This is a genomic window from Pseudomonas fuscovaginae SE-1 (assembly GCF_000364705.1).
Classification (GTDB): Bacteria; Pseudomonadota; Gammaproteobacteria; order Pseudomonadales; family Pseudomonadaceae; genus Aquipseudomonas; species Aquipseudomonas fuscovaginae_A.
In genome coordinates this window covers 1-13,735 of the sequence record NZ_AQOH01000331.1, presented here as the reverse complement: position 1 = coordinate 13,735, position 13,735 = coordinate 1, and the positions used below count along the sequence as shown (strand labels likewise).

The 13,735-nt window shown below is 64.6% G+C and carries 10 protein-coding genes; 6 read left to right on the top strand and 4 right to left on the bottom strand.

The features are described 5' to 3' along the window. The coding region (gene gspF / locus K675_RS0126355) for a type II secretion system inner membrane protein GspF (RefSeq protein WP_017906461.1) at positions 1 to 994 on the top strand (994 nt) is incomplete at its 5' end. A gap of 144 nt (positions 995 to 1,138) precedes the next feature. Here the strand turns inward: gspF and K675_RS0126350 are convergent. Together K675_RS0126350 and K675_RS0126345 are read right to left on the bottom strand one after the other, a co-directional pair. After that, entirely contained in the window at positions 1,139 to 4,231 is a 3,093-nt protein-coding gene (locus tag K675_RS0126350) for an efflux RND transporter permease subunit (RefSeq protein ID WP_017906460.1), read from the bottom strand. Positions 4,232 to 4,233: 2 nt separating this feature from the next. After that, positions 4,234 to 5,391, bottom strand: a complete 1,158-nt coding sequence (locus K675_RS0126345; RefSeq protein WP_017906459.1) for an efflux RND transporter periplasmic adaptor subunit — start codon at positions 5,389 to 5,391, stop codon at positions 4,234 to 4,236. 154 nt (positions 5,392 to 5,545) lie between these two features. On the opposite strand from K675_RS0126345, the gene K675_RS0126340 reads away from it, so the two are divergent. The 5 genes from K675_RS0126340 to K675_RS0126320 all read left to right on the top strand — a co-directional run bounded on the left by K675_RS0126340 (position 5,546) and on the right by K675_RS0126320 (position 11,307). After that, a complete protein-coding gene (locus K675_RS0126340) occupies positions 5,546 to 6,247 on the top strand; it encodes a response regulator transcription factor (protein ID WP_017906458.1) in 702 nt (233 codons plus the stop codon). A 4-nt stretch (positions 6,248 to 6,251) separates the two neighbouring features. Further along, positions 6,252 to 7,550, top strand: coding sequence for an ATP-binding protein (locus tag K675_RS0126335; RefSeq protein ID WP_017906457.1), 1,299 nt, complete (start codon positions 6,252 to 6,254; stop codon positions 7,548 to 7,550). A 543-nt stretch (positions 7,551 to 8,093) separates the two neighbouring features. Beyond that, positions 8,094 to 9,740, top strand: a complete 1,647-nt coding sequence (gene mqo, locus K675_RS0126330) for a malate dehydrogenase (quinone) (protein ID WP_017906456.1) — start codon at positions 8,094 to 8,096, stop codon at positions 9,738 to 9,740. A 146-nt stretch (positions 9,741 to 9,886) separates the two neighbouring features. Beyond that, positions 9,887 to 10,192, top strand: coding sequence for an RcnB family protein (locus K675_RS0126325; RefSeq protein WP_017906455.1), 306 nt, complete (start codon positions 9,887 to 9,889; stop codon positions 10,190 to 10,192). Positions 10,193 to 10,299: 107 nt separating this feature from the next. After that, positions 10,300 to 11,307, top strand: a complete 1,008-nt coding sequence (locus K675_RS0126320) for an Ldh family oxidoreductase (RefSeq protein WP_017906454.1) — start codon at positions 10,300 to 10,302, stop codon at positions 11,305 to 11,307. 211 nt (positions 11,308 to 11,518) lie between these two features. Here the strand turns inward: K675_RS0126320 and K675_RS0126315 are convergent, their stop codons facing one another. Then, positions 11,519 to 12,436 (bottom strand): dihydrodipicolinate synthase family protein, encoded by a 918-nt coding sequence (locus K675_RS0126315; RefSeq protein ID WP_017906453.1) that lies wholly within the window; start codon positions 12,434 to 12,436, stop codon positions 11,519 to 11,521. Between the two features lie 126 nt (positions 12,437 to 12,562). After that, positions 12,563 to 13,591 (bottom strand): trans-3-hydroxy-L-proline dehydratase, encoded by a 1,029-nt coding sequence (locus K675_RS0126310; RefSeq protein ID WP_017906452.1) that lies wholly within the window; start codon positions 13,589 to 13,591, stop codon positions 12,563 to 12,565. Between the last annotated feature and the right edge of the window lie 144 nt (positions 13,592 to 13,735).

Here is a 13,735-nt window from a genome sequence, read left to right as displayed (position 1 = left end):
GGCCAGCCTGCTCGGCGCCAGCCTGCCGCTGGAGGCGGCGCTGAGCGCCACGGTCGAGCAGGCGGAAAAGAAACACATCGCCCAGACATTGAGCGCGGTGCGCACCGATGTGCGCGGCGGCATGCGCCTGGCCGACGCGCTGGCCCGGCGGCCGCGGGACTTTCCGGAAATCTACCGGGCGCTGATCGCCGCTGGCGAAGAGTCCGGCGACCTGGCCCAGGTCATGGAACGGCTGGCCGACTACATCGAGGAACGCAACAACCTGCGCGGCAAGGTGCTGACGGCGTTCATCTACCCGGCGGTGGTCGGGCTGGTGTCGGTGGGCATCGTGATCTTCCTGCTCGGCTACGTGGTGCCGCAGGTGGTCAGCGCCTTCTCCCAGGCGCGCCAGGACCTGCCGGGGCTGACGCTGGTGATGCTCAATGCCAGCGATTTCATTCGCGAGTGGGGCGTGTTGTGTTTTGCCGTGCTGGCGGGGGCGTTCTGGGGGTGGCGCCTGTACCTGCGCAAACCCGAAGCGCGGTTGGGCTGGCACAGCCGGATCCTGCGCCTGCCGATGGTCGGGCGCTTCGTGCTGGGGCTCAATACCGCGCGGTTCGCCTCGACCCTGGCGATTCTCGGCGGCGCCGGGGTGCCGTTGCTGCGGGCGCTGGAGGCGGCGCGGCAGACAGTGTCGAACGAGCGGTTGAGTTTGAGCGTGAGCGAGGCGACGGCGCGGGTGAAGGAGGGCGCGAACCTGGCGGCGGCGTTGAAGGTGGAGAAGGTGTTTCCACCGTTGCTGATCCACCTGATCGCCAGTGGCGAGAAGACCGGGGCTTTGCCGCCGATGCTGGAGCGGGCGGCGCAGGCCCTTTCGCTGGACATCGAGCGGCGGGCGATGGGCATGACCGCGTTGCTCGAACCGCTGATGATCGTGGTGATGGGTGGGGTGGTGCTGGTGATCGTGATGGCGGTGTTGTTGCCGATCATCGAGATCAACCAGTTGGTGCAATAGCCGGGATGGGTGGTGCCTGGGTGGGCGTCTTCGCGGATAAATCCTGCTTCCACGGGCTTCGTGTAGTACACAAAACAGGCGTACGACTCGATCCACTGTGGGAGCCGGATTCATCCTCGAAGGGCCCTCAGGTTCAGCGAAGGATCAGGAGGTCTTGCGCCGCACCAGCTTCATCACCACCACGAAGAACACCGGCACGAACACCACCGCCAGCGTCGCACTGATCATCCCGCCGATCACTCCGGTGCCGATCGCCTGCTGGCTCGCCGAGCTGGCGCCGGTGGCGATCGCCAGCGGTACCACGCCGAGGATGAACGCCAGGGAGGTCATGATGATCGGCCGCAACCGCAGCCGCGCCGCCTGCACCGTCGCCTCCAGCAGGTCATGCCCTTCGTCGTACAGGCTCTTGGCGAATTCGATGATCAGGATCGCGTTCTTCGCCGACAGGCCGATGATGGTGATCAGCCCGACCTTGAAAAACACGTCGTTGGGCATCCCGCGCAAGGTCACCGCCAGCACCGCACCGAGTACCCCCAGCGGCACCACCAGCAGCACCGAGGTCGGTATCGACCAGCTCTCGTACAGCGCCGCCAGGCACAGGAACACCACTAGCAGCGACAGCGCCAGCAGCATCGGGGCCTGGGAGCCGGACAAGCGCTCCTGCAACGACAACCCGGTCCATTCCAGGCCCAGTCCTTGCGGCAACTGCTGCACCAGCCGTTCCATCTCTTGCATGGCCTGGCCGGTGCTGTAGCCCGCAGCCGCTTCGCCGGAAATGGCAATGGCCGGGTAGCCGTTGTAGCGGGTCAGCTGTGCCGGGCCCTGGGTCCAGCGGGCCTGGACGAAGGCCGACAGCGGGACCATCTTGCCGCTGCTGTTGCGCACATGGATCTTCAGCAGGTCCTCGACCTGGGCGCGCTGGTCGCCCTCGGCCTGGATCACCACCCGCTGCATGCGCCCCTGGTTCGGGAAGTCGTTGACATAGGTCGAGCCGAGGGCGGTGGAGAGAATGCCACCAATGTCGGCGAACGACACCCCCAGGGCGTTGGCCTGCTTGCGGTCGACTTCCAGTTGCACCTGTGGCGCTTCGGCCAGGGCACTTTCGCGGACGTTGGCCAGCACCTTGCTCTTCTGCGCCGCCTCCAGCAGTTCGGTACGTGCCTGCATCAGCGCCGGGTGGCCGATACCGCCGCGGTCCTGCAGGCGGAACTCGAAGCCGCTGGAAGTGCCCAGGCCATCCACCGGTGGCGGCAGGATGGCGTAGGCCACCGCGTCCTTGAGCCCGGTGAAGGCATAGTTCGCCCGCTCGGCGATCGCCGCCGCCGAATCCTCGGCGCTACGCTGCGACCAGTCCTTGAGGGTGGTGAAGGCCAGCGCTGCGTTCTGGCCACTGCCGGAGAAGCTGAAGCCGAGAATCATGGTGGTATCGCCGACACCTGCTTCGGTGGCATTGTTGGCTTCGATCTGTTCGACCACCTTGACCGTGCGGTTCTTGCTCGCACCTGGTGGCAGTTGGATGTCGGTGATGGTGTAGCCCTGGTCCTCGACCGGCAGGAACGAAGCGGGCAGGCGGCTGAACAGCAGGCCCAGCAGCAGTACCAGCAGGCCGAACAGCATCATGTAGCGGCCGCTGCGCTTGAGCGCGCTGACCACCCAGCCCTGGTACCCCTCGCTCATCTGTTCGAAGCGACGGTTGAACCAGCCGAAGAAACCGCCCTTGGCATGGTGTTCGCCCGCGGCGATCGGTTTGAGCAGAGTGGCACACAGCGCCGGGGTCAGGGTCAGGGCGAGGAACGCCGAGAACAGGATCGAGGTCGCCATGGACAACGAGAACTGCTGGTAGATCACGCCCACGGAACCGGGCATGAAGGCCATCGGGATGAACACTGCCACCAGTACCAGGGTGATGCCGATGATCGCGCCGCCGATCTGCCCCATGGCCTTGCGGGTGGCTTCCTTGGGTGGCAGGCCTTCATGGGCCATGATCCGCTCGACGTTCTCCACCACCACAATGGCGTCGTCCACCAGGATGCCGATGGCCAGCACCATGCCGAACATGGTCAGCACGTTGATCGAGAAGCCCAGGGCCAACATGGTGGCGAAGGTGCCCATCAGCGCCACCGGCACCACCAGCGCCGGAATCAGTGTGTAGCGGATGTTCTGCAGGAACAGGAACATCACCGCGAACACCAGCACCATGGCTTCGAGCAGGGTGTAGATCACCTTGGTGATCGAGACCTTGACGAACGGCGAGGTATCGTAGGGAATCTTGTATTCCACGCCAGCCGGGAAGTAGCGTGACAGCTCATCCATCTTCGCCCGTACCAGGGTCGCGGTTTTCAGGGCGTTGGCGCCTGGCGACAGCTGCACGGCAAAGGCGGTGGTCGGCTTGCCGTTCAGGCGCGTCGAGAACTGGTAGTCCTGGCTGCCGATCTCGACCCGGGCGACATCGCCGATGCGCACGCTGGAACCGTCCGGGTTGGCCCGCAGGACGATGTCGGCGAACTCCTGGGGCGTCGACAGTTGGCCCTTGACCAGCACCGCCGCCGTGATTTCCTGGGTCGACGGGCCCGGCAGGTCGCCGATGCTGCCGGCCGAGACCTGGGCATTCTGCGCGGCGACAGCGGCGTTGACATCGGCGGCGGAGAGGTTGAAACCCACCAGCTTCTGCGGGTCGATCCAGATCCGCAAGGCACGTTCGGCCCCGTACAGCTGGGCCTTGCCGACGCCGTCGAGACGCTTGATCTCGTTCATCACGTTACGCGCCAGGTAGTCGCTCAGCGCGGTCTCGTCGTACTTGCCGTCACTGGAGGTGAGGGTCGCCAGGAGCAGGAAGCCGGCGGAGACCTTCTCCACCTGCAGGCCCTGCTGGGTCACGGCGGCGGGCAGGCGCGGCTCGACCGCCTTGAGGCGGTTCTGCACATCGACCTGGGCCATCTCCGGGTTGGTGCCAGGCTGGAAGGTGGCGCTGATGGTGGCCGTGCCCAGGCTGCTCTGCGACTCGAAATACAGCAGGTGGTCGGCCCCGTTGAGTTCCTGCTCGATCAGGCTGACCACGCTCTGGTCCACGGTCTGGGCCGAGGCACCGGGGTAGGTTGCGACGATCTCGATCTTGGGCGGCGCGACGTTGGGGTATTGCGCCACTGGCAACTGCGGGATGGCGAGGATGCCGGCCAGCAGGATGAACAGGGCGACCACCCAGGCGAACACCGGGCGGTCGATAAAGAAGTGCGGCATGCTCACTGTCCTTTGGACTGGGCGAGGGAAGGGGTGCTGTCATCGATCTCGACCGGTTCGCCAGGGCGCGCGTGCTGCAGGCCTTCGACGATGATCCGGTCGCCGGGCTTGAGGCCCGCGTTGACGATCCAACGGTCGTTCTGGGCGGCACCGAGGCTGACCGGCCGCAGGCTGACCTTCATCTGCGCGTCGACCAGCAGCACCTGCGGTACGCCGGCACTGTCGCGCTGGATCGCCCGCTGCGGGATGCTGATGCCTTCCCGGTTGACCGCCTGCTCGACGCGCACGCGGACGAAGCTGCCGGGCAGCAGGTCGAGTTCCGGGTTGGGGAACTCGCTGCGCAGGATCACCTGGCCGGTACCCGGGTCGACGCTGATGTCGGTGAACAGCAGCTTGCCCGGCAGCGGGTAGGCGCTACCGTCGTCCTGGACCAGCGTGGCCTTGGCCTGGTTCTGCCCGACCTGTTGCAACTGGCCGGCGCGGAAGGCGCGGCGCAGGTCGTTCAGCTCGCGGGTCGACTGGGTCAGGTCGGCATGGATCGGGTTCAACTGCTGGATCAGCGCCAGGGCGGTGGTCTCGTTCTGGCCGACCAGCGCGCCTTCGGTGACCAGTGCCCGGCCGATGCGCCCGGAGATCGGCGCGGTGACGGTGGCATAGCCCAGGTTGAGCTTGGCCCGTTGCACCGCCGCCTGGTTGGCAGCCACGTCGGCGGCGCTCTGGCGCGCGGCGGCCTGGGCGTTGTCGTAGTCCTGACGGCTGATGGCGTTGCTTTCCACCAGTTCGCGGTAGCGCTGGTGTTGCAATCTGGCCTGGAAGGCATTGGCCTCGGCCTTCTGCAGCGCGGCCACGGCGCTGTCCAGGTCGGCCTTGAACGGTGCCGGATCGATCAGGAACAGCACATCGCCCTGCTTGACGTCGCTGCCTTCCTGGAACACGCGCTTGAGCACCACGCCGGCAACCCGGGCGCGTACTTCGGCAATACGCGGCGCGGCGATACGCCCGCTCAACTCGCTGCTGATCGACAGCGCCTGGGTCTGGATGGTCTCGACCCGGACCTTGGGCGCGGGCATGGCCTCGGGTTCGCCGGTGGACTGGTTACAGGCGGCCAGCGCCAGGGCCAGCGCCGACAGGCAAAGCGGGGCAAACAGCTTCTTCAACATAATCGAGTCCCAATGATGATCCGGGCATGCTAAGGGCGGCCGTCAAGGAGTGCTGTGAAGCAATGTAGAAGGTTGGTGAAAAAGTGTGAAGCTAATGCTCGCGTACGCGTAAGGGCGTATATCCTTCACCTTTTCCTTCATTCTGTAGTTATTTATGCCGACGATTCTCCTGGTCGAAGACGACACCGCCCTTGCCGAACTGATTGCCAGCTACCTGGAGCGCAACGGCTATCAGGTCAACGTGCTGGCCCGTGGCGACCAGGTGCGCGAGCGTGCGCGGCAGGACCCGCCGGACCTGGTGATTCTCGACCTGATGCTGCCGGGGCTCGATGGTCTGCAGGTGTGCCGCCTGCTGCGTGCCGACTCGGCGAGCCTGCCGATCCTGATGCTCACCGCCCGCGATGACAGTCATGACCAGGTACTGGGCCTGGAAATGGGCGCCGACGACTATGTCACCAAGCCCTGCGAGCCACGGGTGCTGCTGGCGCGGGTGCGTACCCTGTTGCGCCGCAGCAGCCTCAGCGAGCCACAGGTGGCCAGCGACCAGATCCTCATGGGTAACCTGTGCATCGACCTCTCCGAGCGCACCGTGACCTGGCGCGACCAGCAGGTCGAACTGTCCAGCGGCGAATACAACCTGCTGGTGGTGCTGGCCCGGCATGCCGGCGAAGTGCTCAGCCGCGACCAGATCCTGCAGCGCCTGCGCGGTATCGAGTTCAACGGCACCGATCGCTCGGTGGACGTGGCGATTTCCAAGCTGCGGCGCAAGTTCGACGACCATGCCGGCGAGGCGCGCAAGATCAAGACCGTGTGGGGCAAGGGCTACCTGTTCAGTCGTTCCGAGTGGGAATGCTGAGTCGATGCTGAAGATCCTCATCCGCCTGTACCTGATGACCATCGTCACCTTCAGCGCGGCGATCTACCTGGTGCCGGACCTGGTGGTCGGGGTGTTTCACGAGCGCTTCCTGGACTACAACATCGACCAGTCGCGGGGCATGCAGGCGCTGCTGGTCAAGCAGTTCAAGGCGCTGCCGCACGAGCGCTGGCCGGCGATGGCGGCCGAGCTGGACAAGAGCTTCGCACCGCTGCAGGTGTCGCTGATCCGCATCGACGACATCAGCTTCAGCGAACCGGAGCAGAAGCGCCTGCGCCATGGCGAGAATGCCATTCGTGTCGGCGACTGGGGCGCGCCGGACCTGGTGGCCTCACCACTGGATGGGCAACTGGCGGTACAGGTGGTGATACCACCGGACCCGCTGGACGTGAAGCTGCTGTACTGGAGCATGAACGTACTGGTCGGCGCCGCGTTGCTGGGTTGTCTGCTGTTCTGGTTGCGCCCGCACTGGCGTGACCTGGAGCGCCTCAAGCAGACCGCCCGGCAGCTCGGTCAGGGACAGTTGAGCGAACGCACGCGGATCTCGCCGCGCTCGAACATCGGCGAACTGGCGCAGGTGTTCGACACCATGGCCAACGATATCGAATGCCTGCTCAACCAGCAGCGAGATCTGCTCAATGCGGTTTCCCACGAGCTGCGCACGCCATTGACCCGACTGGATTTCGGCCTGGCCCTGGCGCTGTCCGACGAATTGCCGCCGGCCTCGCGCGAACGCCTGCAGGGGTTGGTGGGGCATATCCGCGAGCTGGATGAGCTGGTGCTGGAGCTGCTGTCCTACAGCCGCCTGCAGAATCCCGGGCGTCTGCCGGAGCGGGTGCTGGTGCCGCTGCACGAGTTCGTCGACAGCATTCTTGGCAGTTTCGATGAGGAGCTGGAAGCGCCGGATATTGTCCTCGACGTGCTGATGCAGGGGGCGCAGGAACATTTTTCCCTCGACCCGCGGCTGACCGCACGGGCGGTGCAGAACCTGCTGCGCAATGCCATGCGTTATTGCGAACGGCGGATCCAGGTGGGTATCCAGGCGACGGCCGAGGGCTGTGAGTTGTGGGTGGATGACGATGGGATCGGCATTCCCGAGCAGGAGCGGGAGCGGATTTTCGAGCCGTTCTATCGACTGGATCGCAGTCGCGATCGCTCGACCGGTGGATTCGGCCTGGGCTTGGCGATCAGCCGGCGGGCGGCGGAGGCACAGGGCGGGACGCTGACGGTCGAGCCATCGCCCCTGGGCGGGGCGCGGTTCCGGCTTTGGTTGCCAGCGGTCTGACACCGCGTCGATCCCTGTCGGTGCCAGCCAGCCGGCTCAGGGGCGGGCTGGCATTGATGAAAGCCTGGCTACCATGGTTCTTGTCAAAGAGCTGTCAGTCTTTGGTCTAAAAAAGGTAAGAAAACGACACTTTTTTTGACGTATTTGCGCATGCAGTAGACAATGGCATTTCTGCCACCATTGATGCTGGCCAGTCTCTTCGTTCTTTCGGAGTCAGACTGCCCTCAAAGCCGCATATCTGACGACTCTCCGGTCGCCGAGTGGCTTGTCCGTCGGATGGTGCCGGAGTTCGGCGGCTGTGCTGCCGGCAGCGTGTGCAAGCATGCACCAACAGAATTCGTGTCACTCAAGTCAGCTGAAGCCAACAACGACAAGAAGTCAGCGCGGGAGCGACATAAAAAGTGAGGCCGAGCCATTCATGGCGGCCTTGTGTGCCCATCCTCCAGGTTTCGAGTGCGGGAGTCCACGGTGTAATCCGTGCGTCGCGGCCCTGCATGAGCGAGAGCGGAGGAGCGGATGGCGTTCTATCGTAGGTATGACAATATGTTGAAAAAAGTGAACACGGCGCTATTGGGCCTGGCCCTGTCGATCGGGGCGTCGTCCTCGTTCGCGGCCGAATCCAAGAAGGTCGATGTGCTGCTGATCGGCGGCGGGATCATGAGTTCGACCCTGGGTATCTGGCTGAACGAGCTGCAGCCCGACTGGTCGATGGAAATGGTCGAGCGTCTCGACGCCGTGGCCGAGGAGAGCTCCAACGGCTGGAACAACGCCGGTACCGGCCACTCCGCCCTGGCCGAGTCGAACTACACCCCTTACGGCAAGGACGGCAAGATCGACATCTCCAAGGCGATCGAGATCAACGAGTCGTTCCAGATCACCCGTCAGTTTCTGTCCTGGCAGGTGCGTCAGGGCGTGCTGAAGAACCCGCACTCGTTCATCAACTCGACGCCGCACATGAGCTTCATGTGGGGTGACGACAACGTCAAGTTCCTGCGTGATCGCTACGCGGCCCTGCAGACCAGCCCGCTGTTCAGCGGCATGCAGTACACCGAGGACCAGGAGCAGATCAAGAAGTGGGTTCCGCTGATGATGGAGGGGCGCGATCCGAAGCAGAAAATCGCCGCGACCTGGACCCCGATCGGCACCGACGTGAACTTCGGCGAGATCACCCGCCAGTACGTGGCCCATCTGCAACAGCAGCCGAACTTCAAGCTCAAGCTGTCCAGCGAAGTGCAGGACATCAAGCGCAACGAAGACGGTTCCTGGCACGTCACTTACAAGAACCTGAAGGACGGCAGCGAAACCGCGGCCGACGCCAAGTTCGTGTTCATCGGTGCCGGCGGCGGTGCGCTGCACCTGCTGCAGAAGTCCGGCATTCCTGAAGCCAACGACTACGCCGCCTTCCCGGTGGGTGGTTCGTTCCTGGTCACCGACAACCAGGACATCGCCCTCAAGCACATGGCCAAGGCCTACGGCATCGCGTCGACCGGTGCTCCGCCCATGTCGGTTCCTCACCTGGACACCCGCGTGCTGGACGGCAAGCGCGTGATCCTGTTCGGCCCATTCGCGACCTTCTCCACCAAGTTCCTGAAGAACGGTTCGTACTTCGACCTGCTGACCAGCACCACCACCCACAACATCTGGCCGATGACCCGCGTGGGTATCGATCAGTTCGACCTGGTCCAGTACCTGGGCGGCCAACTGATGATGTCGGATGACGACCGCTTCAACGCCCTCAAGGAGTACTTCCCGGAGGCGAAGAAAGAAGACTGGCGCCTGTGGCAGGCCGGTCAGCGCGTGCAGATCATCAAGCGTGACGAAGAGAAGGGCGGCGTCCTGAAGCTCGGCACCGAAGTGGTGGCTGCCAAGGACAACAGCATCGCCGGCCTGCTGGGCGCCTCGCCAGGTGCCTCGACCGCCGCACCGATCATGCTGAGCGTGCTGGAGAAGGTCTTCAAGGACAAGGTGGCAACCCCTGCCTGGCAGGACAAGCTGCACCAGATCATCCCGAGCTACGGCACCAAGCTCAACGGCAACCCTGAAGCCGTGCAGAAAGAGTGGAACTACACCGCCGAAATCCTGCAACTGGCCACCCCCCCGGTGATCGGCCAGACCGCGGCGGCGCCGGCTGCTCCTGCTGCGACCGACAAGCCGAAGGCTGAGGATCCGAAGTCCGACATGGCCCTGTAAACGCCCTGATCGCGTCTTGATTCTCACGAAAACGCCACTCACCCGAGTGGCGTTTTTGCATCCGGCTTGCGCCCCCTGTTGAACCGAATGATTTCCTCGGGCTGTGGTCAGACGCTTTGCATCCGTCCTGAACCGAGGAGTCGTCCATGACCGTGAAGTCCCTGATTGCCGGGTTGTCCCTGCTGGCCTGCTCGGCCGCTGTCACACTGCCGCCGCAGGCGGCCGAGTCCCCCCAGGAAAAGGTACCGTCGACCTTCAGCAGCGGTGAACTGGTGGTGGGGGACCGCGCCCCGGCGGTCTACCAGCGCGAGTCGCAGGCGCTGCACGACTGGAAAAAGCGCGGCCTGCCTGCGCCTCAGGAGGACAGTCAGTGGGTGAAGATCAAGGACCAGTACGTGCTGGTGGCGATCACCAATGGCAAGATTATTGAGCTCAAGCCGGTGAAACACTGAGTCCTGGCCTGGCGGCTGTGCCGAATTCGTCGCGGCTGCGGGGCAAACCGATCAAGCTTCACGAGTCACCTTGGGCAACGCTGGGGGTCTTCTTCCAGGAGCATCCCATGACTCGACTGACGCTGGACCAGGCTCATGACCTGGCCAAATCCATCCTGTTGCACAACGGTTTCAGCCTTGCCCATGCGCTTGCCGTCGCCGATACGGTGACGGCCGGCGAGCGCGATGGCTGTGCCTCCCATGGCCTCTACCGGATTCTCGGTTGCGTCGCCTCGCTCAAGGCCGGCAAGGTCGAGGCCGCGGCCGCCCCCGAGGTGTTCGACCAGGCACCCTCGATCGTTCGGGTCGATGCCGCGGGAGGCTTCTCCCAGCTGGCCTTTCAGGCCGGCCTGCCGTTGTTGCTGGACAAGGCCAGGGTCAACGGAATTGCGGCACTGGCGATCAATCGTTGTGTGCATTTTTCCGCGCTATGGGTCGAGATCGAGCAACTGACCGAGGCCGGGCTGGTGGCGCTGGCCTTCACGCCGAGCCACGCCTGGGTGGCGCCGGCCGGCGGCAATCGGCCGGTGTTCGGCACCAACCCCGTTGCCTTTGGTTGGCCGCGCCCGGGCCCCGAGCCGTTTGTCTTCGACTTCGCCACCAGCGCCATCGCCCGGGGCGAGATCGAGCTGCATCGGCGAGCGGGCAAGGCCATCCCCGAGGGGTGGGGCGTGGATGCCCAGGGGCGGCCGAGTACCGACCCGAATGTGGTGCTGGACCTCGGAGCAATGCTGACGTTCGGCGGGCACAAGGGCTCGGCGCTGGCAGCGATGGTGGAGTTGATCGCCGGCCCGTTGATTGGCGACCTGACCAGCGCCGAGTCGTTGGCCCATGACGCGGGCAGCAAGTCCTCGCCGTACCATGGCGAACTGATCATCGCCCTTGATCCGCGACGGTTTCTCGGCGATGCCGCCGGGCAGCATCTGCAGCGGGCCGAGCAGGTGTTCGAGAGCATCCAGGGGCAGGGCGCGCGCTTGCCTTCGCAGCGCCGCTATGAGGCACGGCTGCGCAGCCGGGAAGCGGGCGTGGAGATTCCCGAGGCCTTGTACAACGACCTCAAGGCCCTGCTCGGCTGAGAATGCGCAGCGTGGCGAGCGGGCTTGCCCGCGCTGGGCTGCAAGGCAGCCCTGACATCAGCCGACGCGAAATACCTGACACAATGCGGTGACGGGCTTCAGGGCTGCTGTGCAGCCCAGCGCGGGCAAGCCCGCTCGCCACAATCAAGGTGAGGCAGATGTTGCAATGGGGCAGGCACTGCAGAGTCGGCAGACTGCCCCGGTTCCTGTCTCAGAGTCCCACATCCGGCAACGCCGGCCGGTTGGCCAGGGCCTTGGCCATGATCCGTTCGACGAACACCCGGTCGGCTTCCGGCAGGGCCAGGCGTGGTGGACGGGTCAGGGCGCTGCCGCGACCGGCGATGGCCTCGCACAGCTTGATGCACTGCACCAGGTCCGCACGCGCGTCGAGGTGCAGGATCGGCATCAGCCACTCATAGATCGGCATGGCTTCGGCAAAGCGTCCGGCCTTGGCCAGGCGGAAAATGGTCTCGCCTTCCTTGGGAAACACGTTGGACATGCCCGACACCCAGCCCTCGGCGCCCACCGCGATACTCTCCAGCACCACGTCATCCAGGCCGGCGAACAGCACGAAGCGATCACCGACCTCATTACGCACGTCGATGAAACGGCGGGTGTCGCCCGAGGAATCCTTGAAGCACACCACGTTGTCGCAGTCGGCCAGGGAGATCAGAATCTCCGGGGTCACGTCGTTCTTGTAGATCGGCGGGTTGTTGTAGACCATCAGCGGCACGTCGGCATGCCGGGCCACATAGCGGTAGTGTTCGGCGGTCTCGAACGGCTTGGAGCCATAGACCAGCGCCGGCATCAGCATGACCCCGTCGACCCCGACCTTGCGCACCGAGTTGGCGACCTTGGCCGCCTGCACGCTGGTGAATTCGGCGACGCCGCAGATCACCGGCACCCGGCCCTTGGAGGCGTCCACCGCGACCTCGGTGACGGCGATCTTTTCCTCGGCGGTCAGCGAGGTGTTTTCCCCCACCGAACCGCATACCACCAGGCCCGAGACCCCGTCGCGGATCACGTTGGAAATCACTTGGTGGGTCTTTTCCAGGTTGATGGAAAAGTCGTCGTTGAATTGGGTGGTGACTGCGGGGAAAACGCCGCTCCAGTTGATGCGTTTGCTCATGATTGACTCCTGGGTTTAATTGTATTTCGTATACGATGTTGCTGATAAAAACTGCGATTCGTGTGTTTCAGCGCGCGCCGTTCCAGCGCCGCAAGGCCGTGCAATGGACATTGAATCCGCGGGGCATCAGGCCCCCGGCCAGGTATCCGACAGCCGATAGCCCTGTGGCCACGGGTCAGCCGGATCAAGCAATAACTGGTGGGTACCGGTGATCCACGCACGGCCGGACAGGCAGGGGTAGATCGCCGCACGCCCGGCCAGTTCGGTCAGCGAATCGATGCGGCAGTGGAACTCGGAGCCGATGATCGAACGGCCGATAAAGCGGTCGCCGGCCTTCAGCACGCCCTTGGCCTGCAACACCGCCATGCGCGCCGAGCAGCCGGTGCCGCACGGCGAGCGGTCGATCTTGCCGGGGCGGATCACCACGGCGTTGGCCCCGGTGGCGACACCATTCTCGTAGGCCACCGGTGCGGCGATCTGGCAGAAGGAGATATGCGACCAGTCCGGGTTCAGCGGGTGGACGAAACCCAGTTGTTCGTTGGCGGCGCGGGTGATCTTCAGGCCGGTCTCGACCATGTCCCTGGCCTCGTCGGGGCGGATGGCAAAACCCAGGCGCCGTGCATCGACGATGGCGAAGCTGTCGCCGCCGTAGGCGGTGTCGACCTGGAGCGAGCCCAGGCCCTCGACTTCGATCCAGGCATCCAGGCGATCGGCGAAGGACGGCACGTTCCTGACCTCCACCCGCTGGACCTTGCCGTCCTTGCATTCGGCCACGGCCTCGATCAGGCCGCCGGGCGCTTCCAGCACCAGGCGGGTCTGCGGTTGGCTCATCGGCAGGATGCCGCTGTCGAGCAGTACCGTGGACACGCACAGCGAATTGGAGCCGGACATCGGCGGGGTGTCGGCCGGCTCCATGATGATCCAGGCCATCTGCGCCCGCGGATCCTTGGCCGGTACCAGCAGGTTGACGTGACGGAACACGCCGCCGCGCGGTTCGTTGAGGACGAAGTTGCGCAGGGTCTGGTCCTGGGCGATCCAGCGTGACTGTTCCCACACCGTGGTGCCCGGTGGCGGGGCGATACCGCCGACGATGACATCACCGACCTCACCCTCGGCGTGGCAACTGACGACATGAACGATCTTCGAAGAACGCATTGCATACTCCTCTTGTGACGGTTCGTGGATATTGCTTGCTGCTTGCTGGCCCATGGTTTCGGGCAAGACTTGAGGGCCTCTTCGCGGGCAAGCCACGCTCCTGCACGTTGTAAAATCCCTTGTGGAAGTACAGGTTGCACAATC